At 68.7% G+C, this 25,375-nt stretch carries 18 protein-coding genes and 2 pseudogenes; 6 read left to right on the top strand and 14 right to left on the bottom strand.

What is annotated here, in order from left to right:
• Nucleotides 1-131: 131 nt before the first annotated feature.
• The 4 genes from AQ610_RS20730 to AQ610_RS20715 form a co-directional block, all read right to left on the bottom strand.
• The gene (locus AQ610_RS20730; protein ID WP_006029086.1) at nucleotides 132-1,607 is read right to left on the bottom strand and encodes a GDL motif peptide-associated radical SAM/SPASM maturase; all 1,476 of its coding nucleotides are present in this window, start codon (nucleotides 1,605-1,607) and stop codon (nucleotides 132-134) included.
• A gap of 77 nt (nucleotides 1,608-1,684) precedes the next feature.
• Entirely contained in the window at nucleotides 1,685-2,275 is a 591-nt protein-coding gene (locus AQ610_RS20725; protein WP_006029087.1) for a DUF1842 domain-containing protein, read from the bottom strand.
• Nucleotides 2,276-2,327: 52 nt separating this feature from the next.
• Nucleotides 2,328-2,966 (bottom strand): DUF1842 domain-containing protein, encoded by a 639-nt coding sequence (locus AQ610_RS20720; protein ID WP_006029088.1) that lies wholly within the window; start codon nucleotides 2,964-2,966, stop codon nucleotides 2,328-2,330.
• A gap of 90 nt (nucleotides 2,967-3,056) precedes the next feature.
• Nucleotides 3,057-3,248, bottom strand: coding sequence for a DUF1843 domain-containing protein (locus tag AQ610_RS20715; protein ID WP_006029089.1), 192 nt, complete (start codon nucleotides 3,246-3,248; stop codon nucleotides 3,057-3,059).
• Nucleotides 3,249-3,777: 529 nt separating this feature from the next.
• Here AQ610_RS20715 and AQ610_RS20710 point away from each other — a divergent pair.
• A complete protein-coding gene (locus AQ610_RS20710; RefSeq protein WP_006029090.1) occupies nucleotides 3,778-4,221 on the top strand; it encodes a PaaI family thioesterase in 444 nt (147 codons plus the stop codon).
• A 101-nt stretch (nucleotides 4,222-4,322) separates the two neighbouring features.
• On the opposite strand, the gene prpF is transcribed toward AQ610_RS20710, so the two are convergent.
• The 4 genes from prpF to prpB all read right to left on the bottom strand — a co-directional run bounded on the left by prpF (nucleotide 4,323) and on the right by prpB (nucleotide 10,423).
• Nucleotides 4,323-5,513, bottom strand: coding sequence for a 2-methylaconitate cis-trans isomerase PrpF (gene prpF, locus AQ610_RS20705; RefSeq protein WP_006029091.1), 1,191 nt, complete (start codon nucleotides 5,511-5,513; stop codon nucleotides 4,323-4,325).
• 120 nt (nucleotides 5,514-5,633) lie between these two features.
• Nucleotides 5,634-8,228, bottom strand: coding sequence for a Fe/S-dependent 2-methylisocitrate dehydratase AcnD (gene acnD, locus AQ610_RS20700; RefSeq protein ID WP_006029092.1), 2,595 nt, complete (start codon nucleotides 8,226-8,228; stop codon nucleotides 5,634-5,636).
• Nucleotides 8,229-8,301: 73 nt separating this feature from the next.
• Nucleotides 8,302-9,474, bottom strand: a complete 1,173-nt coding sequence (gene prpC, locus AQ610_RS20695; protein WP_006029093.1) for a bifunctional 2-methylcitrate synthase/citrate synthase — start codon at nucleotides 9,472-9,474, stop codon at nucleotides 8,302-8,304.
• Between the two features lie 55 nt (nucleotides 9,475-9,529).
• Nucleotides 9,530-10,423, bottom strand: a complete 894-nt coding sequence (prpB, locus tag AQ610_RS20690; protein ID WP_009914176.1) for a methylisocitrate lyase — start codon at nucleotides 10,421-10,423, stop codon at nucleotides 9,530-9,532.
• 220 nt (nucleotides 10,424-10,643) lie between these two features.
• Between prpB and prpR the strand changes: the two genes are divergently transcribed.
• Complete coding sequence (gene prpR, locus AQ610_RS20685; RefSeq protein WP_043283206.1) at nucleotides 10,644-12,728, top strand: propionate catabolism operon regulatory protein PrpR; 2,085 nt, start codon at nucleotides 10,644-10,646, stop codon at nucleotides 12,726-12,728.
• A 196-nt stretch (nucleotides 12,729-12,924) separates the two neighbouring features.
• Nucleotides 12,925-14,322 (top strand): annotated as a pseudogene (locus tag AQ610_RS20680) (methyl-accepting chemotaxis protein); the annotation flags it as partial.
• Nucleotides 14,323-14,343: 21 nt separating this feature from the next.
• Here AQ610_RS20680 and AQ610_RS20675 read toward each other — a convergent pair.
• Nucleotides 14,344-15,174 (bottom strand): class I SAM-dependent methyltransferase, encoded by an 831-nt coding sequence (locus AQ610_RS20675; protein ID WP_006029097.1) that lies wholly within the window; start codon nucleotides 15,172-15,174, stop codon nucleotides 14,344-14,346.
• Between the two features lie 188 nt (nucleotides 15,175-15,362).
• Entirely contained in the window at nucleotides 15,363-16,301 is a 939-nt protein-coding gene (pip, locus tag AQ610_RS20670; RefSeq protein WP_006029098.1) for a prolyl aminopeptidase, read from the bottom strand.
• 221 nt (nucleotides 16,302-16,522) lie between these two features.
• On the opposite strand from pip, the pseudogene AQ610_RS37525 reads away from it, so the two are divergent.
• Nucleotides 16,523-16,813 (top strand): annotated as a pseudogene (locus AQ610_RS37525) (hypothetical protein); the annotation flags it as partial.
• A 135-nt stretch (nucleotides 16,814-16,948) separates the two neighbouring features.
• Here AQ610_RS37525 and AQ610_RS20660 read toward each other — a convergent pair.
• From AQ610_RS20660 to AQ610_RS20650, 3 genes are all read right to left on the bottom strand, one after another.
• Complete coding sequence (locus AQ610_RS20660) at nucleotides 16,949-18,799, bottom strand: ABC transporter ATP-binding protein (protein ID WP_006029101.1); 1,851 nt, start codon at nucleotides 18,797-18,799, stop codon at nucleotides 16,949-16,951.
• Nucleotides 18,796-20,628 carry an ABC transporter ATP-binding protein gene (locus AQ610_RS20655; protein ID WP_009917149.1) on the bottom strand — a complete coding sequence of 611 codons (1,833 nt, stop codon included), beginning with the start codon at nucleotides 20,626-20,628 and terminating at the stop codon, nucleotides 18,796-18,798. Before AQ610_RS20655 ends, AQ610_RS20660 begins: the two co-directional genes overlap by 4 nt.
• Before the next feature lie 274 nt (nucleotides 20,629-20,902).
• Nucleotides 20,903-23,029 (bottom strand): TonB-dependent receptor, encoded by a 2,127-nt coding sequence (locus AQ610_RS20650; protein ID WP_006029103.1) that lies wholly within the window; start codon nucleotides 23,027-23,029, stop codon nucleotides 20,903-20,905.
• A gap of 342 nt (nucleotides 23,030-23,371) precedes the next feature.
• On the opposite strand from AQ610_RS20650, the gene AQ610_RS20645 reads away from it, so the two are divergent.
• Entirely contained in the window at nucleotides 23,372-24,331 is a 960-nt protein-coding gene (locus tag AQ610_RS20645) for a helix-turn-helix transcriptional regulator (protein ID WP_006029104.1), read from the top strand.
• Here the strand turns inward: AQ610_RS20645 and AQ610_RS36275 are convergent.
• Nucleotides 24,315-24,578, bottom strand: a complete 264-nt coding sequence (locus AQ610_RS36275; protein ID WP_144411855.1) for a hypothetical protein — start codon at nucleotides 24,576-24,578, stop codon at nucleotides 24,315-24,317. The two genes, AQ610_RS20645 and AQ610_RS36275, sit on opposite strands and share 17 nt — an antisense overlap.
• A gap of 194 nt (nucleotides 24,579-24,772) precedes the next feature.
• Here AQ610_RS36275 and AQ610_RS20640 point away from each other — a divergent pair, with 194 nt between their 5' ends.
• Complete coding sequence (locus AQ610_RS20640; protein WP_006029105.1) at nucleotides 24,773-25,216, top strand: hypothetical protein; 444 nt, start codon at nucleotides 24,773-24,775, stop codon at nucleotides 25,214-25,216.
• Nucleotides 25,217-25,375 lie beyond the last annotated feature (159 nt).

Genomic DNA, 25,375 nt, shown 5'->3' with positions numbered 1-25,375 from the left:
TGCTGCCTTGGCGTTAGCGGCATTTCGGCGGCGGACTTGAGCGATCACCTACGCGGCGCGGGGGCTCTCTGGTCGCCCGGCGTCCGCCGAAACGGCGAGGCCGGGCGCGAGCGCGTCCGGCCTCGCGAGCGTCACGCGCCGTCGAACGTCGACGCCGACAGGCCGAGCAGACGCTCCAGGTCGTTCATCAGCGCGTGCCGGCGCCGCGTGTCCTGCTCGTGGGCGCGCGCCGCCGCGTCGATGTCGCTGCCGCAATGCGGACAGGTATGCTCGCTCGCATGCACGTAGCCGTCGCAGTTGCGGCACAGCTTCATTCTCGACGGCACGCGCCCGACGTCCGGCGAGCGCTTGCCCTTGTTCTTCCAGGCGAGCTCGATCACCTGCCCCGAGCGGACGATGCTCGACACCGGCTCGCCATCGGCGATGCGCTCGGTCACGAGATCGAAGCGGCCTACCGCGAACGACGCCGGGCCCGCGTCCTGCACCTTCTCGATCCGCTCGCGCAGCCCCTGCTTCTGCAGCTCGAGCACGCGATAGTGGCAGTACGGATTGTTGCCCGGCTTGCCGAGCAGCGAATGCGAGGTCCACGTGCAGCCGCCGCGGCACACGTCCGCGTAGTAGCAGGTGCGGCAGAAGCCCCACAGATCGTCGACCGAGCGCAGCCGGCCGAAATGGATGCCCTCGCTCGTGCGCCAGATGTCCTCGAGCGACATGTCGCGCACGTTGCCGCCGGAGAAGCCGACCGTCGCGAGCGACGGGCAGCCCTTCACCGTGCCGTCCGCTTCGAGCGCGATCACGGTCTGGCCGGCCGCGCAGCCGGTCCAGTGCACGCGCTCGTCGCCGAAGCCGCGCCAGAGGTGCTCGTACGGCCCGTAATAGCCGATGTTGTTGCCGACCGTCATCAGCAGCCCGCGGCTCACGCCGTCCGTATACAGCTTCGCGAGGAGCGGCATCAGCTCGGCCAGCCGGTACGGCTGCAGCAGCACCTCGTCGTTGTCGACCGCGTTGCCCATCGCGACCGTCAACTGGATTTGCCAGTGCGTCGCGCCGAGTTCGATGATCGTGTCCATCAGCGCGGGCAGGTCCGCCATCGTCTGCGCGCCGATCTGCGTGTTGACGCTCACCGCGAGGCCCGCGTCGCGCGCGCGGCGCAGCGTGTCGAGCGCGCGCTCGAACGCGCCCGGCACGTTGCGCACCTTGTCGTGCAGCGGCGCGAGCCCGTCGAGCGACACGCCGACGCCGTTCAGGCCCGCGTCGACCGCTTCCGCCAGGCGCTTCGGCGTCAGATTGCGGCCGCCCGTCTGGATCGCGCAATACATGCCGTGCGAGCGGATCGCGCGGATCAGTTGCGTCCAGTCCTTGCGCAGATACGCCTCGCCGCCGATCAGCGAGACTTCGCGCGTGCCGAGCCGCGCGAGCGCCTCGATCACTTCGAGGCATTCGGCCGTGCTCAGCTCGTTGGTCCGCCGGCGCCCCGCCCGCGAACCGCAATGTAGGCACTTGAGATCGCAGGCGAGCGTGATTTCCCAAACGGCATGAACCGGGACGAAGCGTTGATAGTCGCTGTCGATCAGGTAGCGGGCCGGGCGCGCGTCCGTTGTGCTCATGTCGATGTCTCCTTGTGGGACGGTGGCGGCCGCACGCGCGGACGGGCCCGCGCGTGCGGCAAGCGGCGCGGGCGCGCTCAGCGGCGCGCTTCGAGCCGCGCGATTTCCGCTTCGAGCGTCTCGAGCTCGGCGGCGATCGCGTCGTGATCGGCGAGCTGCTGCTCGGCCTGCTGCGCGATCGCCTTCATCCGGCTCAGGTCGCCGGACGCCCTCGCTTCCTGCAGGCCGACGCCGTACATCGGCACCACGTGCTCGTGCGGCGGATCGAGCGGGATCAGCGAGTTGTCCTTCGACACGATCGCGTGCTCGATCGAATGCCAGCGGCCTTCGTAGAAGTAGCGGTAGTTCGCCGTGCCCGATTGCCAGTCGTCGTTCAGCAGCCCATTGAGCTCCAGGATCACGACCTGCGGCGCGATGGGGCCGGTCGGGCTGCCCGTGAGGGTGAGCGCGATCGACGGCGGCGCCAGGGGATCGATCCTCACTTGATGGAACTGTCCGACGACGCGCGCGCGGAAATGCGGCGGCGGATAGATCGGCTGGGTGATGCGGGCGAAGCCCGAAACGGTCTTCTCCACAGCATTGACGAGCAGATACAGCCAGAGGACGGGCGCGCCGAGATTGGGCGTCGCAACGCGAAGTTGAACGGGAAAGAGGCCGGTAGTAGCCATGACGTTTGCTCCACGAAGATGAACGAATGATGTCGATGCAAGGCCGTGCCGCTCACTGCCGGCTTTCGAGCCTGGCGATTTCCGTCTTCAGCGCGGCCAGCGCGGCCGCGATGTCGTCGTGGCTGTCCAGTTGCTGCCGCGCATAGGTGGCGAGCGTCTTCATGTGCGCGAGATCGCCGGACGCCGCCGCATACTGGATCGTCACTCCGTACAACGGCACCGGCCCGTACGCGGTCCGCGGAGATCCGCCGATGACGGGCCCCGGCTCGAGCGGCACGAGTTCGGGGTCGGCCTTGACCGGCACGTTCTCGACTTCGTGCCAGGTGCCGTTCGAGTAGTAGCGGTACGACGCGATGCCCGTCTTGCCGTCGCCCTTCAGCAGCAGATCGCCGTAGAACGTGATCATCGAATTCGAGTGCGGCCCGCCCTGGTTGCCCTGCAGCGCGATCTGCACGATCGCGCCGCTGCCGTCGCGGCGCGGCGGCGGGCCGAGCCGGAACACGTAGGTGCCCCAGACATCGGCATGGAAGTGCAGCGGCGGGCTCACGGCCTGCGAGATCGCCGCGGCGCCGACGACGCTGTGTTCGGCCGTGTCGACCACCAGATTGAGCACGAGCTGCGGCGCGCCGGGCAGCCCGGTGCCGACGAAGTAGCGAACCGCAAAAAGACCGACGCGAAGATCTTCGGACATGTGAGTCTCCTTGACGCGAGTGGTTGAACGACGACGACACGCTGAAACGCCTCCGCGGCGACACGGCGGGCCGAGGCGGCGGACGCGCGGCTACTTGCTCCGTTCGAGCCTGGCGATCTCGATTTCGAGGAGCTCGAGCGCGGTGGCGAGATTGCCTTGCTGGCCGAGCAGCGCCTGTGCCTGCGTGCGCAGCGACTTCATCTGCGCGAGATCGCCGTCCGCGATCGCCTGATGGATCGCGACGCCGTAAGGCGTGACCGGATGACCGTGTGCTTGACTCATGTTTTCCTCGCTGAAAATGGACGATGGTCGACAGCCCCGCGATCTCTCCTGCAGCGGCGAAGTGCCTCCGGCTGTCGTATGTGCGCAGGATCGGGAAATTCGTCGATGAATGACGCGTTCGCCGCCGCGCGGCGACACGGTGTCTCGTGACGTGCTGCTCGCAGCCCGTGATTTGCCATTCGTTATCCTTCTGAACCGGCGCGTCGTCGGTCCACGGCGGCAACGCGGTTGTCCCCGTGCGCCCGCCGGCGCGGCGGGGCGCTTTCATGTCGTCGATTGGTCTGCGTACTAAGGTTAGTTCGCCTGCGCGCTTTCGCTATCTACCAGAATTGGTAGTGGCCCGCCGGGCGCATGACCGGCGCGATGCGCGTGGCGCGTCGCCGCGAGCGGGCGCCGGCACGACGAATTTCCTTGCGTATCGCCCGCCCCCTTCCTAGAGTGGAGCGCAAAGAGCCGGATTGCATCGGCGGCGCGCGCGCCGCGCCGCATTGTTCAACGTATCAATTCAATCGATAGCGAAGGAACGTCGATGACCGACATCGTGGACCACGCGCGCGGCGCCCTGCGCGCGCAACCCTTCAGCATGCTGCTCGGCACCGAGCTCGTGCACATCGGCGGCGACGAGGCGTCGCTGCGCCTGCCGATCCGCGACGAGCTCAGGCAGCAGTACGGCTTCGTCCACGGCGGCGTCATCAGCTATCTCGCGGACAACGCGCTGACGTTCGCGGGCGCGCTCGCGCTCGGGCCGCGCGTCGTCACGGGGGAATACAAGATCAATTACCTGCGCCCGGCCGTCGTCGGCACGCTGATCGCGCGCGCGAAGCTGATTTATGCGGGGCGGAATCAGGCGACCTGCCAGTGCCACGTGTTCGTGATCGACGGCGACCACGAGCGGCTCGTCGCGGTCGCGCAGGGAACGATCAACCGGGTCGGCGACGGGCGCGAGCCGGGCGCGGCCGAAGAGAAGGCATAGGGCGCGGCGGCGCGCCGCGCCCGGCTCGGGGTGGGCGCGCAGCGGCAAAGCCGCCGAACGCCCGAACGCCCGATCGCCGCCGCCGCCCGAGCCCCGCCGCGTCAGAACGCGTCGCCCGGCACGCGCACCCAGCCCTCCATCAGCACGCGCGCGCTGCGGCTCATGATCGCCTTCGTGACGGCCCACTCGCCGCCGTCCTGCTTCGCTTCGGCGCCGACGCGCAGCGTGCCCGACGGATGGCCGAAGCGCACCGCGTGGCGCGCGCCGCCGCCCGCCGCGAGGTTCACGAGCGTGCCCGGAATCGCGGCCGCGGCGCCGATCGCGACAGCCGCCGTGCCCATCATCGCGTGATGCAGCTTGCCCATCGACAGCGCGCGCACGAGCAGATCGACGTCGGCGGCCGCGACGCGCTTGCCGCTCGACGCGATGTAGTCGGCCGGCTTCGCGACGAACGCCACCTTCGGCGTGTGCTGGCGCGTCGCGATCTCGTCGAGCGACGCGATGAGGCCCATGCGCAGCGCGCCGTGCGCGCGGATCGTCTCGAACATCGCGAGCGCCTTCGCGTCCGAATTGATCGCGTCCTGCAGCTCGGTGCCGGCGTAGCCGATCGCCCCGGCGTCGACGAAGATCGTCGGAATGCCCGCGTTGATCATCGTCGCCTTCAGCGTGCCGACGCCGGGCACGTCGAGATCGTCGACGAGATTGCCCGTCGGGAACATCGCGCCGCCCGCGCCTTCCTCGTCGGCCGCCGGGTCCATGAATTCGAGCTGCACTTCGGCGGCCGGGAACGTGACGCCGTCGAGCTCGAAGTCGCCCGTCTCCTGCACCGCGCCGTTCGTGACCGGCACGTGCGCGACGATCGTCTTGCCGATGTTCGCCTGCCAGATCCGCACGGTCGCGACGCCGTTCTCCGGCACGCGCGCCGGGTCGATCAGGCCGCCCGCGATCGCGAACGGGCCGACCGCCGCCGACAGGTTGCCGCAGTTGCCGCTCCAGTCGACGAACGGCTTGTCGATCGACACCTGGCCGAACAGGTAATCGACATCGTGATCGGGCCGCGCGCTCTTCGCGACGATCACCGTCTTGCTCGTGCTCGAGCTCGCGCCGCCCATCCCGTCGATCTGCTTGCCGTACGGGTCCGGGCTGCCGATCACGCGCGAGAGCAGCGCGTCGCGCGCGGCGCCCGGCTGCCGCGCGGCTTCGGGCAGATCCTGCAGCCGGAAGAACACGCCCTTGCTGGTGCCGCCGCGCAGGTAGGTCGCGGGAATCTTGATTTGGGGTACGTGGGCCATGATTCGTGAGGTCCTGTGTCGAGCGGAGCGAGTGCTTCAGCACCGGCTCCGATCCCATGCAAAGCAAGTGAAAGCAAGTGATTCGGGCCCGTTCGCCCGATGAAGCGCGTCACCGCGCCGTCACGCCGCCTTCGACGATTCGAGGAAGTCCTGCGCGAAGCGCTGCAGCACGCCGCCCGCGTCGTAGATCGACACTTCCTCGGCCGTGTCGAGCCGGCACGTGACGGGCACCTCCACGCGCTCGCCGCTCTTGCGGCGGATCACGAGCGTGAGCTCCGCGCGCGGCGTGCGCCCGCCGATCACGTCGAACGTCTCGGTGCCGTCGATCGCAAGCGTCGTGCGGTTCGTGCCCGGCTTGAACTCGAGCGGCAGCACGCCCATGCCGATCAGGTTCGTGCGGTGGATCCGCTCGAAGCCCTCCGCGACGATCGCCTCGACGCCCGCGAGCCGCACGCCCTTCGCCGCCCAGTCGCGCGACGAGCCCTGGCCGTAATCCGCGCCCGCGATCACGACGAGCGGCTGCTTGCGGTTCATGTAGGTCTCGATCGCCTCCCACATCCGCATCACGCTGCCGTCCGGCTCGACGCGCGCGAGCGAGCCCTTCTTCACTTCGCCGTCGACGACCGCCATCTCGTTGACGAGCGTCGGATTCGCGAACGTCGCGCGCTGCGCGGTCAGGTGGTCTCCGCGGTGCGTCGCGTACGAGTTGAAGTCCTCTTCCGGCAGGCCCATCTTCGCGAGGTATTCGCCCGCCGCGCTCGTCGGCAGGATCGCGTTCGACGGCGACAGGTGGTCGGTCGTGATGTTGTCGCCGAGCACGGCGAGCGCACGCATGCCCGCGAGCGTGCGCTCGCCCGCGAGCGCGCCCTCCCAGTACGGCGGACGGCGGATGTACGTGCTCTGCGGCCGCCAGTCGTAGAGGGGCGCCGCGCGCTCGCCGGCGTCGGCCGCGCGCGCGAACATCGGCTCGTAGACGGCGCGGAACTGCCCGGGCTTCACGCTCGAGGCGACGATCGCGTCGATCTCCTCGTCGGTCGGCCAGATGTCCTTCAGCGTGACGGGCTGGCCGTTCGCGTCGTGGCCGAGCGCGTCCTTCTCGATGTCGAAGCGGATCGTGCCCGCGATCGCGTACGCGACGACGAGCGGCGGCGACGCGAGGAACGCCTGCTTCGCATACGGATGGATGCGGCCGTCGAAGTTGCGGTTGCCGGACAGCACGGCGGTGGCGTACAGGTCGCGCTCGACGATCTCCCGCTGGATCCTGGGATCGAGCGCGCCGGACATCCCGTTGCAGGTCGTGCACGCGAACGCGACGATGCCGAAGCCGAGCTTCTCCAGCTCCGGCAGCAGGTTCGCTTCCTTCAGATACAGCTCGACCGCCTTCGAGCCGGGCGCGAGCGAGCTCTTCACCCACGGCTTGCGCGCGAGGCCGCGCGCGTTCGCGTTGCGCGCGAGCAAGGCCGCGGCGATCACGTTGCGCGGGTTGCTCGTGTTCGTGCAGCTCGTGATCGCGGCGATGATCACCGCGCCGTCGGGCATCTCGCCCGGCTTCTCTTCCCACCGGCCCGCGATCCCGCGCGCGGCAAGCTCGGACGTCGGCAGCCGCTTGTGCGGATTCGACGGGCCGGCCATGTTGCGCACGACGCTCGACAGATCGAACGTCAGCGTGCGCTCGTATTGCGCGTTCGCGAGGCTGTCTGCCCACAGGCCCGCCGCCTTCGCGTAGGTTTCGACGAGCTTCACCTGCTCGTCGCTGCGCCCCGTCAGGCGCAGGTAATCGATCGTCTGCCCGTCGATGAAGAACATCGCGGCGGTTGCGCCGTATTCGGGCGCCATGTTCGAGATCGTCGCGCGATCGCCGAGCGTGAGGCTCTTCGCGCCCTCGCCGCGGAATTCGAGATACGCGCCGACCACTTTCTCGCGGCGCAGGAATTCGGTCAGCGCGAGCACGACGTCGGTCGCGGTGATGCCGGGCTGGCGCTTGCCGGTCAGCTCGACGCCGACGATGTCCGGCAGCCGCATCCACGACGCGCGGCCGAGCATCACGTTCTCCGCCTCCAGGCCGCCCACGCCGATCGCGATCACGCCGAGCGCGTCGACGTGCGGCGTGTGGCTGTCGGTGCCGACGCAGGTGTCCGGGTACGCCACGCCGTCCTGCGCCTGGATCACGGGCGACATCTTCTCCAGGTTGATCTGGTGCATGATGCCGTTGCCGGGCGGAATCACGTCGACGTTCTCGAACGCCTTCTTCGTCCACTCGATGAAGTGGAAGCGATCCTCGTTGCGGCGATCCTCGATCGCGCGGTTCTTCGCGAACGCGTCCGGATCGAAGCCGCCGCACTCGACGGCGAGCGAGTGATCGACGATCAGTTGCACCGGCACGACCGGATTCACCTTCGCCGGATCGCCGCCGCGTTCCGCGATCGCGTCGCGCAGGCCCGCGAGATCGACGAGCGCGGTCTGGCCGAGGATGTCGTGGCAGACGACGCGCGCCGGGAACCACGGGAAATCGCGCTCGCGCTTGCGCTCGACGAGCTGTTTCAGCGAATCGGCGAGGATCGCCGGGTCGCAGCGGCGCACGAGGTTCTCGGCGAGCACGCGCGACGTGTACGGCAAGGTGTCGTACGCGCCCGGGCGGATCGCGTCGACGGCGGCGCGCGCGTCGAAGTAATCGAGCGGCGTGCCGGGCAGGGGTTTGCGGTTGGCAGTGTTCATTGCGTGGGGACAGACTGGGTAACGATCGTCGCGAAACGGCCGGGCGTCGCGCCCGGCCGCCGGGTGCCGCCGATCAGCGCTTCTCGATCGGCACGAACTTCAGGTCTTCCGGGCCGGTGTAGTTCGCGCTCGGGCGGATGATCTTGTTGTCGACCCGCTGCTCGATGATGTGCGCGCTCCAGCCGGACGTGCGCGCGATCACGAAGAGCGGCGTAAACATCGCGGTCGGCACGCCCATCATGTGATACGACACCGCGCTGAACCAGTCGAGGTTCGGGAACATCTTCTTGATCGCCCACATCACCGATTCGAGCCGCTCGGCGATGCTGAAGAGCTTCAGGTCGCCCGCTTCCTTCGACAGCTTGCGCGCGACCTCCTTGATCACCTTGTTGCGCGGATCGGAGATCGTGTAGACCGGGTGGCCGAAGCCGATCACGACTTCCTTGTTCTCGACGCGGCGGCGGATGTCGACTTCCGCCTCGTCGGGCGTGCGGTAGCGGTTCTGGATCTCGTATGCGACTTCGTTCGCGCCGCCGTGCTTCGGCCCGCGCAGCGCGCCGATCGCGCCCGTGATCGACGAGTACATGTCCGAGCCCGTGCCGGCGATCACGCGGCCCGTGAATGTCGACGCGTTGAACTCGTGCTCCGCGTACAGGATCAGCGACGTATGCATCGCGTCGACCCACGATTTCGACGGCGTCTTGCCGTGCAGCAGGTGCAGGAAGTGACCGCCGATCGAGTCGTCGTCGGTTTCCGTCTCGATGCGGCGGCCGTTGTGCGAGTAGTGATACCAGTACAGCAGCATCGAGCCGAGCGACGCCATCAGCCGGTCCGCGATGTCGCGCGCGCCCGGCAGGTTGTGGTCGTCCTTCTCGGGCAGCACGGTGCCGAGCACCGATACGCCGGTGCGCATCACGTCCATCGGATGCGCGGACGCCGGAATCCATTCGAGCGCCGCCTTCACGTTCGCGGGCAGGCCGCGCATCGCGCGCAGCTTCGCCTTGTACGCGGCCAGTTCCGTCACGTTCGGCAGCGTCTCGTGCACGAGCAGGTGCGCGATCTCCTCGAATTCGCTCGAGCCGGCGATATCGAGAATGTCATAGCCGCGATAATGCAGATCGTTGCCGGTCTTGCCGACCGTGCACAGCGCGGTGTTGCCCGCCGCGACGCCCGACAGCGCGACCGACTTCTTCGGCTTGAAACCGCTCGCGGCGCCCGTTGCTGCTGCTTCCTTCGTCTCGCTCATCCTTATACTCTCCTGGGTTCGAATCCTTGAATCCGTGCTTCGGTGCTTCCGTGCATCAGTTCCGGCCTTGGCTGAAAAGCTGGTCAAGCTTCTCTTCGTATGCGTAGTAGCCGAGATACTCGTACAACTCCGCGCGCGTCTGCATCGTCTGCACCGCGGCCTTTTGCGTGCCGTCGCGGCGCACCGTCTCGTAGAAGTTCAGCGCGGCCTTGTTCATCGCGCGATACGCGCCGCAGCAGTAGAGCGCGATGTCGACGTTCGCGCCCTTCAGCTCGTCGAGCGTGAAGAGCGGCGTCGAGCCGAACTCGGTCAGGTTCGCGAGGATCGGCACCTTCACCGCTTCCTTGAAGCGGCGGTAGTCGTCGAGCGTCTTCATCGCCTCGGGGAAGATCATGTCCGCGCCCGCCTCGACGTACGCGATCGCGCGCTCGATCGCCGAATCGATGCCCTCGGCCGCCGCCGCGTCGGTGCGCGCCATGATCACGAAGGTCTCGTCGGTGCGCGCGTCGACGGCCGCCTTGATCCGGTCGACCATCTCGCCCGTCGGCACGCATTCCTTGCCCGGACGGTGGCCGCAGCGCTTCTGCCCGACCTGGTCCTCGAGGTGCACGGCGCCGACGCCCGCCTTGATGAACGAGCGGATCGTGCGCGCGATGTTGAACGCGCCGCCCCAGCCGGTATCGATGTCGACGAGGAGCGGCAGGTTCGTCGCGTTCGTGATCCGGTTCGCGTCGACGAGCACGTCGTCCATCGTGCTGATGCCGAGATCGGGAATGCCGAGCGAGTTCGCGGCGACACCGCCGCCCGACAGATAGACCGCCTTGAAGCCGACCGCTTCGGCCATCTTCGCGGCGTACGCGGTGATCGCGCCGACCACCTGCAGCGGCTGCTCGGCCGCGACCGCCGCGCGGAATTTCGCGCCGGCGCTGATCAGTTGTGGGTTGCCCATCGACTCCTCCTGAAAGATGCCGATAAATAGCAAGGTCCGGGCCAGACGCGCCGCCGGCCGCTAACCCGCTGATTCTGCGCGCTTTCCGGATTCGGCGCACCGATCAGACGATTTCAATTTCGAAATCCGGATTCCAGAATTGAAATTCATGCGCGATAATGCGCCGCATCGATTCTCTTCGTTCGGGCGCGGCGCGCGCCGCGCCCTTCATCCATCCAGCATGAGCACCCTACCCGAAACCGGCGTGCGGCCGCGCGTCTGGGCGGTCGGCATCAGCCGGCTGCGCGCGCTCTTTCGCGACATCGCCGACGAATACGAAGAGCGCGCCGACCTGCGGATCGTCGCGCGCGGCTACGAGGAAGCGATCACCGCGCTCGCGACGGCGGGCGGCGAGCGCCCCGACGCGATCGTCGCCGCCGGCTCGAACGGCACCTATCTGAAGGCGCGCGTGCGCGTGCCCGTCGTGCTCGTCAATCCGACCGGCTTCGACGTGATGCACGCGCTCGCCCGCGCGCGGCGCGACGCGAGCCGGATCGCGCTCGTCAGCTACGGCGAGACGCCGCCCGAGGTGCGCAGCTTCGCGGCCGCATACGGGCTCGACATCGTGTTCGCGTCGTACCAGAGCGCGCAGGAGGCGGAAACGCGCGTGCTCGAAATGCGCGAGCGCGGCATCGAGACCGTCGTCGGGCCGGGGCTCGTCACCGATCTCGCGGCGAACGCCGGGATGGGCGCGGTGTTCGTCTATTCGCACGCGTCGGTGCGCGCGGCCGTCAACACGGCGCTCGAAGTCGCGCACGCGACGCACGCGGAAGCGCTGCGCCGCGAGCGGCTCGACAACCTGCTGCAGCATCTGCGCGACGGCGTCGTCGCGCTCGACCGCGAGGGCCGCGTCGAGGCGATCAACGAGCGGCTCGCGCTCGCGCTCGGCGTGTCGCCGTCGGCCGCCGTCGGCCGCGCGCTGCACGATCTGACGCCCGAGCTGCGCACGCTGCGCGCGGCCGACGGCGACACGCTCGCGACCGTGCGCGGCGTGCGCTACGTCGTCCATCGCGGGCCGCTCGCCGCGAGCGGCGGCGCGCCCGGCAGCGTGCTGACGTTCCAGGAATCGCGCGCGGTGGAGCGGCTCGACCGCACGCTGCGCTCGCATCAGCACGCGCAGCAGTTCACCGCGCGCTACCGGCTCGACGACGTCGTCGGCGCGACGCCCGCGATCGCGCACGCGCGCGAGCTCGCGCGGCGCTACGCGAAATCGGACGCGACCGTGCTGATCCTGGGCGAGAGCGGCACCGGCAAGGAGATGATCGCGCAGAGCCTGCATGCGCTGTCCGCGCGCCGCAAGTATCCGTTCGTCGCGGTGAACTGCGGCGCGTTTCCGGAATCGCTGCTGGAGAGCGAGCTGTTCGGCTACGAGGAAGGCGCGTTCACCGGCGCGCGGCGCGGCGGCAAGGCGGGGCTCTTCGAGGCCGCGCACCGCGGCACGCTGTTTCTCGACGAGATCGGCGAGATGCCGCCGTCGCTGCAAAGCCGGCTGCTGCGCGTGCTGCAGGAGCGCGAGGTCGTGCGCGTCGGCTCGACCGAGCCGGTTCCGGTCGACATCCGCGTCGTCGCGGCGACGCACCGGCCGCTCTTCGCGGCCGTCGAGGCGGGCACGTTTCGCGCGGATCTCTATTACCGGCTGAACATCCTGAACATCGGGCTGCCGCCGCTGCGCGAGCGCGCGGCCGACATTCCCGCGCTCGCCGCGACGCTGCTCGCGCAGGCCGCGCGCCGCGAGCCGCGGCTCGCCGAGCGGCTGCGCGACGCGAATGACGCGGCGCGCGCGCTCGATGCCGCGAACGCCGCGCTGATCCGCTATCGATGGCCCGGCAACGTGCGCGAGTTGCAGAACGTGATCGAGCGGATCGCGGTGGAGCTCGCCGACGCAAACGAGCGCGGCAGCGCGGCCGTGAGCGTCGACACGCTGCGCGCGATCGCGCCCGAGGTGCTCGCGCTCGATGCGTTCGCGGCGGGCGGCGATGGCGGACGCGGCGGCGGCGCGAATGTCGGCCATGCCGACGGCGACGCCGATGCGCGGCGCCCGACGCTCGTGCAGCGCCGCCGGCGCGCGGAAGCCGACGAGATCCGCGCCGCGCTCGACGCATGCGGCGGCGATCGCGATCGCACATGCGCGATGCTCGGCATCAGCAAGACGACGCTGTGGCGCAAGCTCGCGGCGAGCGAAGGGAGCGCGCGGGGCGGCCGGCGCGGTAGTGGTGGTAGCGGTGGCAGTGGCAGTGGCGGCAACGACGGAGGCGGTGATGCCTAGGGTCTGTTGACATACGGAACGCACATGCGTTGCCACGAGAACGGCCGCTCGCCGCGTCGTCATTCGCCGTTCGCGGCACGCGAAACACGCACGAAACACGCACGACGCCGACGCGCGACACCGCGCATCCGGATCGCGCGACGCAGCTCGCTTGCGCCCTCGTCCCCATTCGTGATTGATGTCAACACCGCGGCCATCCGCGATGCTCGCCGCGTTCAAGCTGCAAGTGCAGGAATGGAAGGACACGCTGCTGCGCGGCAAGGACCCGGCGAAACTCGACAAGTACTGGCGCGCGTTCCAGCAGCGCGAGCGGACCGTCGACGCGCTCGCCGCCGAGCTGAAATCGAAGCTGCCGGACAGTGAGAGCCGCAGGCTGATCGAGCAGTTCGCGTCGGCGCACGCGGAAATGGGGCAAGGCTATCGTAAGGGATTCGAAGTATTCAAGGCATCGGGGTTCGATCCGTCCGCGAGCGACCAGGCCGTCGCGGGCGTCGATCGCGCGCCCGCCGAGCTGCTTGAAAAGGCCGCGCAGGACATCGCCGCCGACAGCGCGCGCGTGTCGGCCGACGCCGCGAGCGACGCCGTGCGCGCAACGACGATCAGCATCGTCGCGACGCTCGTCGTGTTCGCGCTCGCGCTCGCCGGAGGCGTCTGGTTCAGCGGCGCCGTCACGCGGCCGCTGTCGCGCGCGCTCGCATGCGTGCGGCGGGTTGCGACGGGCGATCTGTCGACGCCGATCGACGCGCGCGGCGACGACGAAATCGCCGAGCTGCTCGCCGCGCTGAAGGACATGCAGGCGAGCCTGTCGCACGTCGTGCGCGACGTGCGACACAACGCGGACGGCGTCGCCACCGCGAGCGCGCAGATCGCGTCGGGCAATCTCGATCTGTCGTCGCGCACCGAGGAACAGGCGGCGTCGCTCGAGGAAACGGCGGCCAGCATGGACGAGCTCACGTCTACCGTGCGCCGCAACGCCGAGCATGCGCAGCACGCGTGCGCGGTTGCCGCCGACGCATCGACGACAGCCACGCGCGGCGGCGACGTGATGCGCCAGGTCGTCGACACGATGCGCGGCATCGCGGACAGCTCGGGCAAGGTCGCCGAGATCATCGCGGTGATCGACGGCATCGCGTTCCAGACCAACATCCTGGCATTGAACGCGGCCGTCGAGGCGGCGCGCGCGGGCGAGCAGGGGCGCGGCTTCGCGGTCGTCGCGGGCGAGGTGCGCACGCTCGCGCAACGCAGCGCGACGGCGGCGCGCGAAATCAAGACGCTGATCGAGCAGTCGACCGAGCGCGTCGGCGCGGGCTCCGCGCTCGTCGACGATGCGGGGCGGATCATCGGCGAGATCGTCGATTCGGTGCGGCAGGTGACGGGCATCGTCGGCGAGATCGCGTCGGCGTCGAACGAGCAGAGCATCGGCATCGAACAGGTCAATCACGCGGTCGCGCAAATGGACAACGTGACGCAGCAGAACGCGGCGCTCGTCGAAGAGGCGTCCGCGGCGGCGCACGCGCTCGCCGAACAGGCACACGCGCTGCACGGCGCGGTGGCGGTGTTCACGCTGCAGGGCGAAAGCGGCGGCGACAGTTAAACCAACGGCGACGGCGGCGGCCTACATGCACGGCTTGCTCGCGACGAAGTGAAACCACGCTTCGTCGCCGAGATTCTGATCGCGCCGCACAGGCTCGCCGGTCGATCCGCCGAACGCCGCGCGCAGCTTCAGGCCGACGTCGGCGAGCTGACGCTGCTGGGTCGCGAAATCGGTGTACATGATGAGTATCCCGAACTTGTGCGCGGCGCACACACGCATCGCATAGCCGTCGAACGCGCGATTGAAACGCGAATGGCGGAAATAATTGAACGCGCCGATCGGCAGCGAATACGCGATCCTCGCCGCGTCGAGCGCGATCGCGATCGCGAGCGGGTTCGCCGAGCGCCGCGGCAGGCGGGCGAGCCGCGACAGCCCTTCGCGATAGCCGGGCCCCGCGAGATTGTGCGTCGAGAACAGCGCGAAGCCGCCCGGCCTCAGCACGCGCGCGAACTCCTTCAGGATCGCGATCCGGCCATCGTGATCGACCGCGTCGATGCCGTTGTAGCTGAACACGACGAGCGAGAAGCTCTCGTCGGCGAACGCCGACATGTCGCGCGCGTCCATTCGCTGGACGCGCGTGCCCGGATGATTGCGCCGGCAGATCTCGACGAGCTCGGGCGTGTAGTCGACGGCGGTATAGTCGGCGCTGATCGTCTTCAATAGCGGCACGGTGCGCCCGCCGCCGACGCCGACGTCGAGAATCGGCTCGTCGCGCACGCGCTCGGCGATCCACGCGATCGCCGCCGCCTCGCCCGGATCGGTCCAGCCGGATGCGCGCCCGTATCCGCGCAGCGCGCTGCGGCTGCGCCAGACGGCTTGATTGATGCGGTCCTGCACGAAACCTGCGTTCACGATTCCCCCTCTTCGCCGATGGCCCCGGCGAATCGCCGCACTTCGTTGAACTCGCTTCGAGTATCGTCATGCGCACGCACGCGCCTCTGTTCTGCGGCTTACATTCGGCAGGATTTCGAACGAATGTTCGAAGCGGCGCGCGCACCGCTGCGCGGCGGCGACGTGCGCCGAGGTTCGGGAACGGCGGATCAGCGCCCGCGCGCGAAGCGGTCGGTCGCCGCGATCAGCGCGCGCAGGATGCCCGGCTCGTCGTACGCGTGGCCCGCGTCGGGCACGATCTCGAGCGACGCGCGCGGCCACGCCTTCGCGAGCTCCCACGCGGTGCGCGCGGGCGTCGCGACGTCGTAGCGCCCCTGAACGATCACGCCCGGAATGTCCGCGAGACGATGCGCGTCGCGCAGCAACTGCCCGTCTTCCATGAAGCCTTGATGAACGAAGTAGTGGTTTTCGATGCGGGCGAACGCAAGCGCGTAATGCGCGTCGCCGAAATGCGCCTCGTGCGCGGCGTTCGGCAGCAGCGTGATCGTCCGGCCTTCCCAGACGCTCCATGCGCGCGCGGCTTCGCGCTTCGCCGCTTCGTCGTCGCCCGTCAGCCGGCGGCGATACGCGGCGATCAGGTCCGCGCGCTCGGCGGGCGGAATGGGCGCGATGAAATCCTCCCACAGGTCCGGAAACAGCCACGACGCGCCTTCCTGGTAATACCAGAGCAGCTCGGAGCGGCGCACCGTGAAGATGCCGCGCACGACGAGCTCGGTCACGCGCGCCGGATGCGCCTCGCCATACGCGAGCGCGAGCGCGCTGCCCCACGAGCCGCCGAACACGAGCCAGCGCTCGACGCCGAGCATCTCGCGCAGCCGCTCGATGTCGTCGACGAGATGCCACGTCGTGTTGTTCTCGAGGCTCGCGTGCGGCGTCGAGCGGCCGCAGCCGCGCTGGTCGAACAGCAGCACGTTGTAGCGCGCGGGGTCGAAGAGGCGGCGGTGATCGGCGCTGCAGCCGCCGCCCGGGCCGCCGTGCAGGAAGACGGCCGGCTTGCCGTCGGGGTTGCCGCACTGCTCCCAATACACGCGATGGCCATCGCCGGTGTCGAGGAAGCCGTGTGCGTAGGGTTCGATCGGTGGATACAAGGGGCGCTCCGGATAAATGGAAGAAAGCGACGCTTCATTATGCCGAGTCGCCGGAAAAACGGTGCGCGCGCCTGCTTCGGACACGACCAGCCGTCATGCGTCCACGTTCGTGCCAGCCGTCGCGACGGCGCGACTTCGACGCAGCGTCGCGGAGATACACTCCGCGCTCAGGCGCGACGAGCATTCGTCGACGTGCCGGTCGATCGTTTCCGGTCAGTTGCATTACCGCACCTAAAACAGGCATCGAAACGATGTTCGCGCAGGAAATCACGCGACGCCTGAAAGTGCCGCTCGCCGGGCAGCGCGTGTATGGCGAGCGCCTGCGGCAGATGCTCGGCGCGAACGGTCTCGACGAACTGGCTCGTGAATACGTCGTGCTTGTCGATCGCGCCCGTAACGGGCAGGCAGCGTTCATCTACTTCCGCACGACGCGGAACAACGCATGGCGGATGATCGGCGCGTCGCCCGCCGCGACCGGGCTGCCCGGCCAGTACGGCCATTTCGTGACGCCGAGTACGAAGCGCGCGCCGCTGGCGGCGACTCGCGGCCGGGCACGCGCGCATGCCGCCACGCCGAATCGCGGCAATCGGATCGCACGCGATTTCGCCCGAAGGAAGCCGCGTGCATGTCAAGCGCCCCTGCCCTGGTCAGCGGCTTGGCGCCACCGCGCCATCCGTCGTCGCCGGCAATAGCGCAAGACGATCGCCCGGCCCGGCGCCGAACCCGTCGAACGCCGCCTTCGCCCGATACTGCGCCTCCCACATCGCCCGATAGCGTCCATCGATCGCGATCAGCTCGTCATGCCGCCCCTGCTGCACGAGCCGCCCGCCGTCGATCACGAGAATCCGGTCCGCGCCGACGATCGTCGACAGGCGATGCGCGATCACGACGACGGTCTTGTTCCGCACGAGCGCATCGATCGCACGCTGCACCGCCAGTTCGCTTTCGACATCGAGCGCCGCGGTGGGCTCGTCGAGAATCACGATCGGCGCGTCCTTCAGCAATGCGCGCGCGATCGAGATGCGCTGGCGTTCGCCGCCCGACAGCCTGCCGCCGATCTCGCCGAGCCGCGTCTGCCAGCGCAGCGGCAGGCGTTCGATGAATTCGTGGCACTGCGCGGCGCGCGCCGCGGCTTCGACTTCCTCGTCGGTCGCGTCCGGCCGCGCCATGCGAATGTTCGCGAGCACTGTGTCGTCGAACAGATAGACGTCCTGAAACACGACTGAAACCAACGCATTCAGCGCCGTTTCCGGAATCTGCCGGATGTCGACGCCGCCGATCTCGATCGAACCGCGCTGCGGATCGGCATGACGCAGCAGCAAGCGCGCGATCGTCGACTTGCCTGAACCCGACGGACCGACGAGCGCCGTCATCCCGTTCGCCGGCAGCGTCGCGCTGAAGCCGCCGAGCGCATCGCCCGTCGCGCGCGCGTAACGGAACGACACGTCGTCGAAACGCAGCTCGAAGCGGGTCGGCACGCACGGCGGCTGCCGCGCCGGCAGCGGCTCGATCGCAAGCAGCGCTTCGATGCGTTCCAGCGCGGCTTCGATCATCTCGATAACCGCCGTATAGCCGATCAACGTCGCCATCGGCTCGGAGAAACGCACGACGATCACCATCACGGCCGCGACGGCCGACAGTTCGAGCGTGCCCATCACCACCCACGTGACGGCCGCCGCGACGACGAGTTGCAGGCCGAGCTCGACGACGCTCGCGACAATGAGATTCGGCTTCGCGCTCCTGCGATGCGCGGCCGTCTGCATATCGAGCAGTTTCGCGCAGCCGTCGGCGAGCGTCGACGCTTTCGACGCGTCGCTGCACGCCGCGCGCAGCACCGGCAGCCCTTGCGTGAATTCGACGATGTCGGCGTTCAATCGACTGTGCGCGTCCGCGAGCGCGCGCATCCCGCGCCCGAGCGCCGGCCGGCGCCAGCGGTAAAGCGGCACGATCGCGGGGAACACGAGCAGCAGGATCAGGCCCATGCGCCAGTCGACGAACAGCGTGGCGAGCGCGACGACGCAAGGCGTAATGGTCGCGAGCGCGATCATGTTGACGATCGCGAGCGTGTAGTTGAGGTTCTCGTCGACGCTGCCGAGCAGCAGCGCGTTCATCTCGCCCGAGCGCTTGTCCTGCAGCAGGTCGAGCGGCATGTGGCGCAGTTGCTCGCCGAGCCGCATGCGCAGCGCGTGCGTCGTGTACGCCATTCGCCCGTTGTATTCGAAGCCTTGCGCGCGCCAGCGCGCGCATGTCGCGAACGCCGCGATCAGCGTCATCGCGCTCAGCCAGCCGAGCGCCGACGCGGTCGGCCGCTTGTCGACGATCGCGGCGATCAACGGAAACAGGCAGGCAAGCGCGAGTCCCTGCGCGGCCGCGGCGATGCACAGGCCGACGATGCTCGCGCGCAGCGCGCCTGCATTCGGGCCCGCGACGCTCGTCAGTCGTCGATACGTCAGGCGCCACGATGCGGGGCGCCGGGTTTCGGTCGATTCGTGTTTCATCGCGTGCGCTCCATTTCGATGCCGGTCCGATTCTCTTGCGCGCCGCCGCGCAGCGCCCAGCGCTGCGCGCGTTCATGGCTGTCCCACAGCCGCGCGTAAACGCCTCGCATCGACAACAGCGCGTCGTGGCGGCCCGCTTCGACGAGCGCGCCCCGATCGAACACGAGAATCTGATCGGCATGACGAATCGTCGACAGGCGATGCGCGACCATGATCACCGTCTTGCCGCGCATCAGCGCGGACAGCGCGCGCATCAGCTCGGCCTCGTTTTCCGGATCGGAAAACGCGGTCGCCTCGTCGAGCACGAGGATCGGACGGTTCTGCAGGATCGCGCGCGCGATCGTGATGCGCTGCCGCTGCCCGCCCGACAGGAATGCGCCGCGCTCGCCCGCGAGCGTGTCGTACCCGTTCGGCAAGCACATGATGAAGTCGTGCGCCTGCGCGGCCTTCGCTGCCGCGATCACGTCGTCCATCGTGCGGTTCGGCGAGCCGACGCGGATGTTGTTCGCGATCGTGTCGGCGAACAGGAACGTGTCCTGGAACACGAACGCGAGCTGCGACATCAGCACGTCGGCCGTCATGTCGCGCACGTCGACGCCGCCGACGAGCACGCGCCCCGCATCGACGTCCCAGAAGCGCGGAATCAGCCGCGCGACGGTCGTCTTGCCCGCGCCCGACGGGCCGACGAGCGCGGTCGTCGAGCCCTGCGGGACGTGGAAGCTCACGTTGCGCAGCACGCGGGCGTCACCGTTGCCGTTGCCGCCTCCTTCATCGTCATGGCCGGCATGGCGGCGGGCGGGCACGGTTCCCGGCTTCGCATCCGCGGGCGCGCCATAGCCGAAGCCGACATTCTCGAACGTCACGCTCGCATCGGCCGGCGCGCGCCCATCGACGGGCATCGGCAGCGTCGGCAGCGCCATCGTCTGCTGAATCCGCGCGACGCTCAGCTTCGCCTTGTCGACCATGTGATTGAGCATCATCATCGGCATCATCGCTTCCGCCATCCCGGTGCCGACGAGCAGCACCGCGATCCACGCGCCGAAATCCGATGCATCGCGCGCGATCAGCCACGCGCCGAGCCACAGCAGCACGAGCAGCGTCGGCAGCGGATTGAGCATCGCGAACGAGAAACGCGCGGAGAAGCCCGCCTGCCGATACCAGCGCGTCAGCACGTCGAGATATGCGTCGAGCGCATGCTGAAAGCGGCCGAACGTCGAATAGCCGGCGTCGAACGTGCGCACGACAGGCATCGCCTGCACGAACTCGATGACGGCCGCGCTCACTCGCTCGCGCGCGTCGTTGTACAGCCGGCTCATCTCGACGGCGTTGCGCATCGCGAGCGTCAGCACGCCGAATCCGATCGCCATCACCGCGGCCGCGCCGGCGGCGAGCCGCCAGTCGAGCCACAGCAGCACGACGAGCGTGCACGCCGGCCCGACGAACGCGCGCGCATAGAGCGGCGTGCTGTCGGCGACGAAAATGTGGAGCGCCTTCACGTCGTCGTGGATGACCTTCGACAGCGCGCCCGCACCGGCCTGCTGCAGCGTGCCGAGCGACACGCGCGTCAGGCGGTCCGCCAGATCGCTGCGCAGGATCTTTTCGAGGCGGAATGCCGCGTAGTGCGATTGGCTGAACGCGCCCAGCCGCAGAAAATAGCTGCCGGCGAGGCACAGGACGGCGCCCGCGACCGGCCACGCCGGCCAGACATGCGGCCGCTCGACGAGCTGCCGGACCGTCCATGCGAGCGACAGCAGGAATGCGACGTTCAGCAGCGTCGCGAGCGACGAGACGGCCATCGCGAAACGGATTTGCGCACGCACCGGGCGCATGATGCTCCACGGGCTTGGGCGGGCATCCGCGCGTCTTCGGCGGTCTGAATGGACGGCTTCGGTCGGTGGTTCGGACATGGCGATTCCTCGTGAGCCCGGCAGCGGGCGGAGCTAAATGGGATCGAAGCGGCGCGCCCACGTGCACGCGCGACGATTTGCAACGGCATGGAACGACGTACACGGCCTGCGCCGACGAAACACACTACGCGCGGCATGCAGCCGCGCTCATCGCCTGCGACGCGGCGAGCCATGCGGCCGGCCGCGTCGCGCACGGTCAATAATCGAACGCAACCGTCACGCCGACCGTGCGTCCGAGTCCGACCTGCGCGAGATTGCCTGTCGGCGCACGGAACGCATACGTGCGGTAGTCGCGGTTCGTCAGGTTCTGCGCATAGAGCGTAAGCTCGACGTCGCGGCGCGGACGCCAGCCGAGCGACGCGTCGACCAGCGCATAGCCGCCCTGGCGCAGTTTGTTCGCGACGTCGAAGTGCTGCGCGCCGAGCCAGCGCACCGCGACACGCGGCCGGACCGTGCCGACCATCGTCGGCACTTCGCCGCCGACGTTCAGCGTGAAGCCGTAGCGAGGCGCGAACGGAACGTCGTTGCCCGAGCACGTGGCGCAGCCGAACGGATCGGTGTAGCTGCGGAACGTCGCGTGATTGACGAAGCCGTCGAGCCCGGCCGTCCAGCCTCGCGCGATACCCCATTCGACGCCGAACTCGACGCCCGTCGAGCGCGTGTCGCCAACGTTGCGCAGCGACTGATAACCGAGCGAATCGCTGCTGTAGAGCTGGGCATTGCGGATGTCGATCCGATAGAGCGCGACGCTGCCGCGCAGTGACCGCCCGTCATAGCGCGCGCCGAGCTCATAGCTGACCGCACGCTCCGGACCATAGGCCTGCGCATCCGCGAGGCTCGACGGCGCGAGATTGAAGCCGCCCGGCTTATAGCCTTGCGACACGTTCGCATAGACGCGCCACGCCGGATCGATCTGATAGCCGGCGGACACTTTGCCGAGAATCCGGTTGCCGGCCGTGCCGCTCACGCCGGCGAAAGGCGCATACGTCGACGCGGACGCCATCGCGGCGCCGGCGAACTGCGTCCACGCCTGATCGCGCGACGCCCGCAGGCCGGCCGACAGATCGAGCGCGTCCGTCACGTGCCACGTGACGTCGCCGTACGCGGCGAGCGACTTGCTTTCGTTGCTCGATGCGGTCGTCGACAGATTGACGACCGACGGAATCACCATGTCGTTGACGTACGTGCGCGACTGATGCACGTCCTGCCGATAGAGGCCGAACACCGCGTCCCAGCGCCGGCCGGGCGCGTGCGTCGCGAGCCGCAGTTCCTGGACGTTCTGCCGCCAGTCCTCCGGCTGCTGCGAGAAATACTGGAGAAACGGAAAGCGCCGCTCGATGTCGACCGTCTGCCAGGCGGAAATCGCGGACAGACGCCACTGGCCGAAATCGTAGCGCCCGGACAGCGCATAGCTGTTCCCGCAGCGGCGCATGTACGACTCCGCATATTGCGCGGGCAGCCGCGGATCGATGTCCGCGGTGCGGCTGCCGATGTCGTCGAAGGGCACATAGATGTCCTGCGTCGCCTTCGCGCAATCGCGCCCGACCGACACGTTCACTTCCCACGGCGCGCCGGACGGCGCGAGGCGCAGCTTCGCGCTGCCGGCGAACGAGCGTGAACCGCCCTGATGATTCGCGCCGCTGGCCGGATTGCGCAAATCGCCGGGCGCGTCGACGTGCGCGAGCGACACCGCGCCGTACAGCAAATCCTTGACGAGCGGCCCCGCGACCTCCGCCTGCTCGACGTTGCCGCCGCGGCTCGAGACGCCCGCCCGCAGATGCACGCGCGGCGTGTTGTCGGGCGGCAGCGTGACGATGTTCAGCACGCCGCCTTCCGCGCTCTTGCCGTACAGCGTGCCTTGCGGCCCCTTGAGCAACTCGACGCGATCGACGCTGAGGAGCGTCTGCGACGAAAACGTCGGCAATTGCGGCACGCCGTCGACATACACGGTCAACGCCGGGTTGTAGAAATCCTGCGCGGACGAGATGCCGCGCAGGCCGATCATCGGAAACAGCATCGAGCCGCCGCTCGTGATCTGCACGCCGGGCAGCACCCGCGCGAGATCGAGTGTGTTCGCGACCTGCGCATCGTCGAGCGCCGGTTGTTCGACGACGACCGCCGCGCCGTTGAGCGTCGCGAGCGGCTGATCGCGTTTGCTCGCGGTGACGGTCACGGCGGACAGCTCGCCGGCCGCCGTCACGCCGGACGCCGCGCCGGCCCCGGCCCCGGCCGGACCGCTGCCCGACCGCTTCGCCGACGGCGTGCCGGCGGCGCTTGCATGAGCGACGCTCGACAAAGGAATGAGAGAAATCGCGACTGCCATCGCAAAGGCGTTCGACGCCGGGAGCCTGCCCCGCCAGGCTCGCTGATACCGCATCACACACACTCCTTGTTGATCTCGAAGGACGGCCGGGCGGACTCATCGTGCAATCGTGCGTCACGAAGAAATCCTGTCTCGCCGTGGGCGCGCGCCACGGCGAGACGAGACCGTCACGCGCCCGAAGGGCGCGAGAAGCCGCCGAGACAGACTGACTCTCCGGAACGAGCAGATTGTCTCGACGGCGGCGACTGGAATTGCAATAATGATAACAATTCGCATTTACACTTCTACCCCGATCGGGTCGACTTCCACCCCAATCGGTATGCCGCGCGGAGACGACCACCGATGCCTTCTTCCAGTTCTACGCTTGCGAAACCCGAAGTCGCGATATCGACGCTGCTCGCCAGTCCGACGCCGCCCGCCGAGTCCGCGCCCGATTGCCGACTGCTCAGAGTCGCGCTGCAAGACGGCATCGATGTGCTCGTCTGGCAAGGCGAGCTGCGGCAGCCGATCTCGATGAATATCCGCGACGACTGGGGCCGCGTTCATTTCTGCTGCGCGCTGCAAGGTCGCTCGCGCTTCTCGATCGACGCCGGCAGCAGCGAAACCGAGCACGTGCTGTCAGCGGGCACGGGATGCATCAGCTACACGCCGGATTGCAGCGGCCGCGCAATGCATTCGGGCCAGATCGAAAGCGTGACTGTGTCGATCCGGCCGGATCTCGTGCGCGAGCTCGCACCCGAGCTCGACGCGGCGCTCGAGCGCAAGCTCGATTCGGGGCGCTGCTGCGCGCCGTGCCGGTGCGACGCGGAGATGCGCGCGACCGCGCAATCGTTGAGCCACGCGCTGCAGGACAGGCATCGGTGCGCGCACGGCCGCGCAGGCCGCCCGTCGATGTGGCTGCTCGGACAGAGCCTCGCGCTCGCGAGCCTCGTGATCGAAGCGCATGGCGACGCCGCGCCGCATGCGTGGCCGCTGCCGGCGGCGGAGCGGCAGAAGCTGCTGCGCGCGCGGGATCTTCTGCTCGCGGATCTGAGCCGCGCGCCGACGATCGCGATGCTCGCGAAGGAAACGGGGCTCAGCGTGCTCAAGCTCAAGCGCGGGTTCCGGCGGCTGTTCGATCACAGCGTCTACGGGCTCTTCCAGCAGGAGCGAATGCACGAAGCGCGCCGCCGGCTGTCGAGCGCGGACACGCCGGTGATGACCGTCGCCGCCGACATGGGCTACGCGAACGCGAGCCACTTCACCGCGGCGTTCCAGAAGCAGTTCGGCGTCAATCCCTCGGCGTTCAAGCAGCGCCGCTGACAATCGGTTCGGCGGCGTTCGGGCTTTTCGCGACGCAGTCCTTCGCGACGTTCTCTTTCGCGGCACGGCCCGTCCGCGCCCGCACGCGCTTTTCGCCGCCCTTGCCCGCCTTGCCCGCCCGGCGCGGATGCATCGCCAGCCGTGCCGGGCGAGTTCCATTGGGGCGGCGGCAAGATACCGATGCGAGCGGAAATAAATCCGTTTCGGGTAGAGCTTCTAAACAATAATGCTTATCGTTCACAGTCATAAGAGACACCGCAAATCGAGGCAGCGCGCGTCGCACAGCGCCGTTGCACTCGGGGCAGGCAGATGACGGATCGCAGATCCGTCAACGGTTCTTTCAGGCAACCGCGAATCGATTGCGCGTCTTGCCCGAAAACCGTCCGACACGTCGTCTGTCCCGAGTCTTCTCGCTTGCGTGGCGTTACCGACGAGGGACTCATGAACGACTTCATCGACACCCGCTCCTGGCCGCTCGTGTACCTGCACATGCCTGCGCAGGTTCCCGATACGGAAGCGGACGCGCGGCTCGCGCAGTTCAAGGCGCTGTACACGCGCGCCGAGCCGTTCGTGCTGCTGATGGACGGCGAGGAATTGCCGCGTCATTCGCCGCGCTTCGTATCCGCCTACGTTCAATGGTGTCGCGACAACGTCGCGCAGCAGCGGCTTTGCGCCGGCGCGATCCGCATCGAGGCGGACCTCGCGCGGCGGCGCGCCTACGAAGAGAAAGCCCGTGCGTGGGATCGCGCCGAGCACGCGCCCTATCCGTTCCGCGTCGCCGCGACGCACATCGAAGCGCGCGCGCAGGCGCAAGCCTGGCTCGAGCAGCGCAGCGGCCGCGCACGCACGTCGGCCGCGACGCGCGGCACGCGCCGAAGTCCTTAGCGACGCGCGCGGGAACGCCGCGCCCATCGAACCGGCACGCGGCGTCGCGCATCGCACACGCCGCAGCCGCCGTCGCGCCGCGTCGCGTGCGCATGCCGCCGCCACTCATCCGATGACCGACGACTGCACGAAGCATCGCGCCATCGCCCGCAAACGGGC

Source organism: Burkholderia humptydooensis, assembly GCF_001513745.1.
Lineage (GTDB): Bacteria > Pseudomonadota > Gammaproteobacteria > Burkholderiales > Burkholderiaceae > Burkholderia > Burkholderia humptydooensis.
This window is presented reverse-complemented; position numbering and strand designations above follow the sequence as displayed.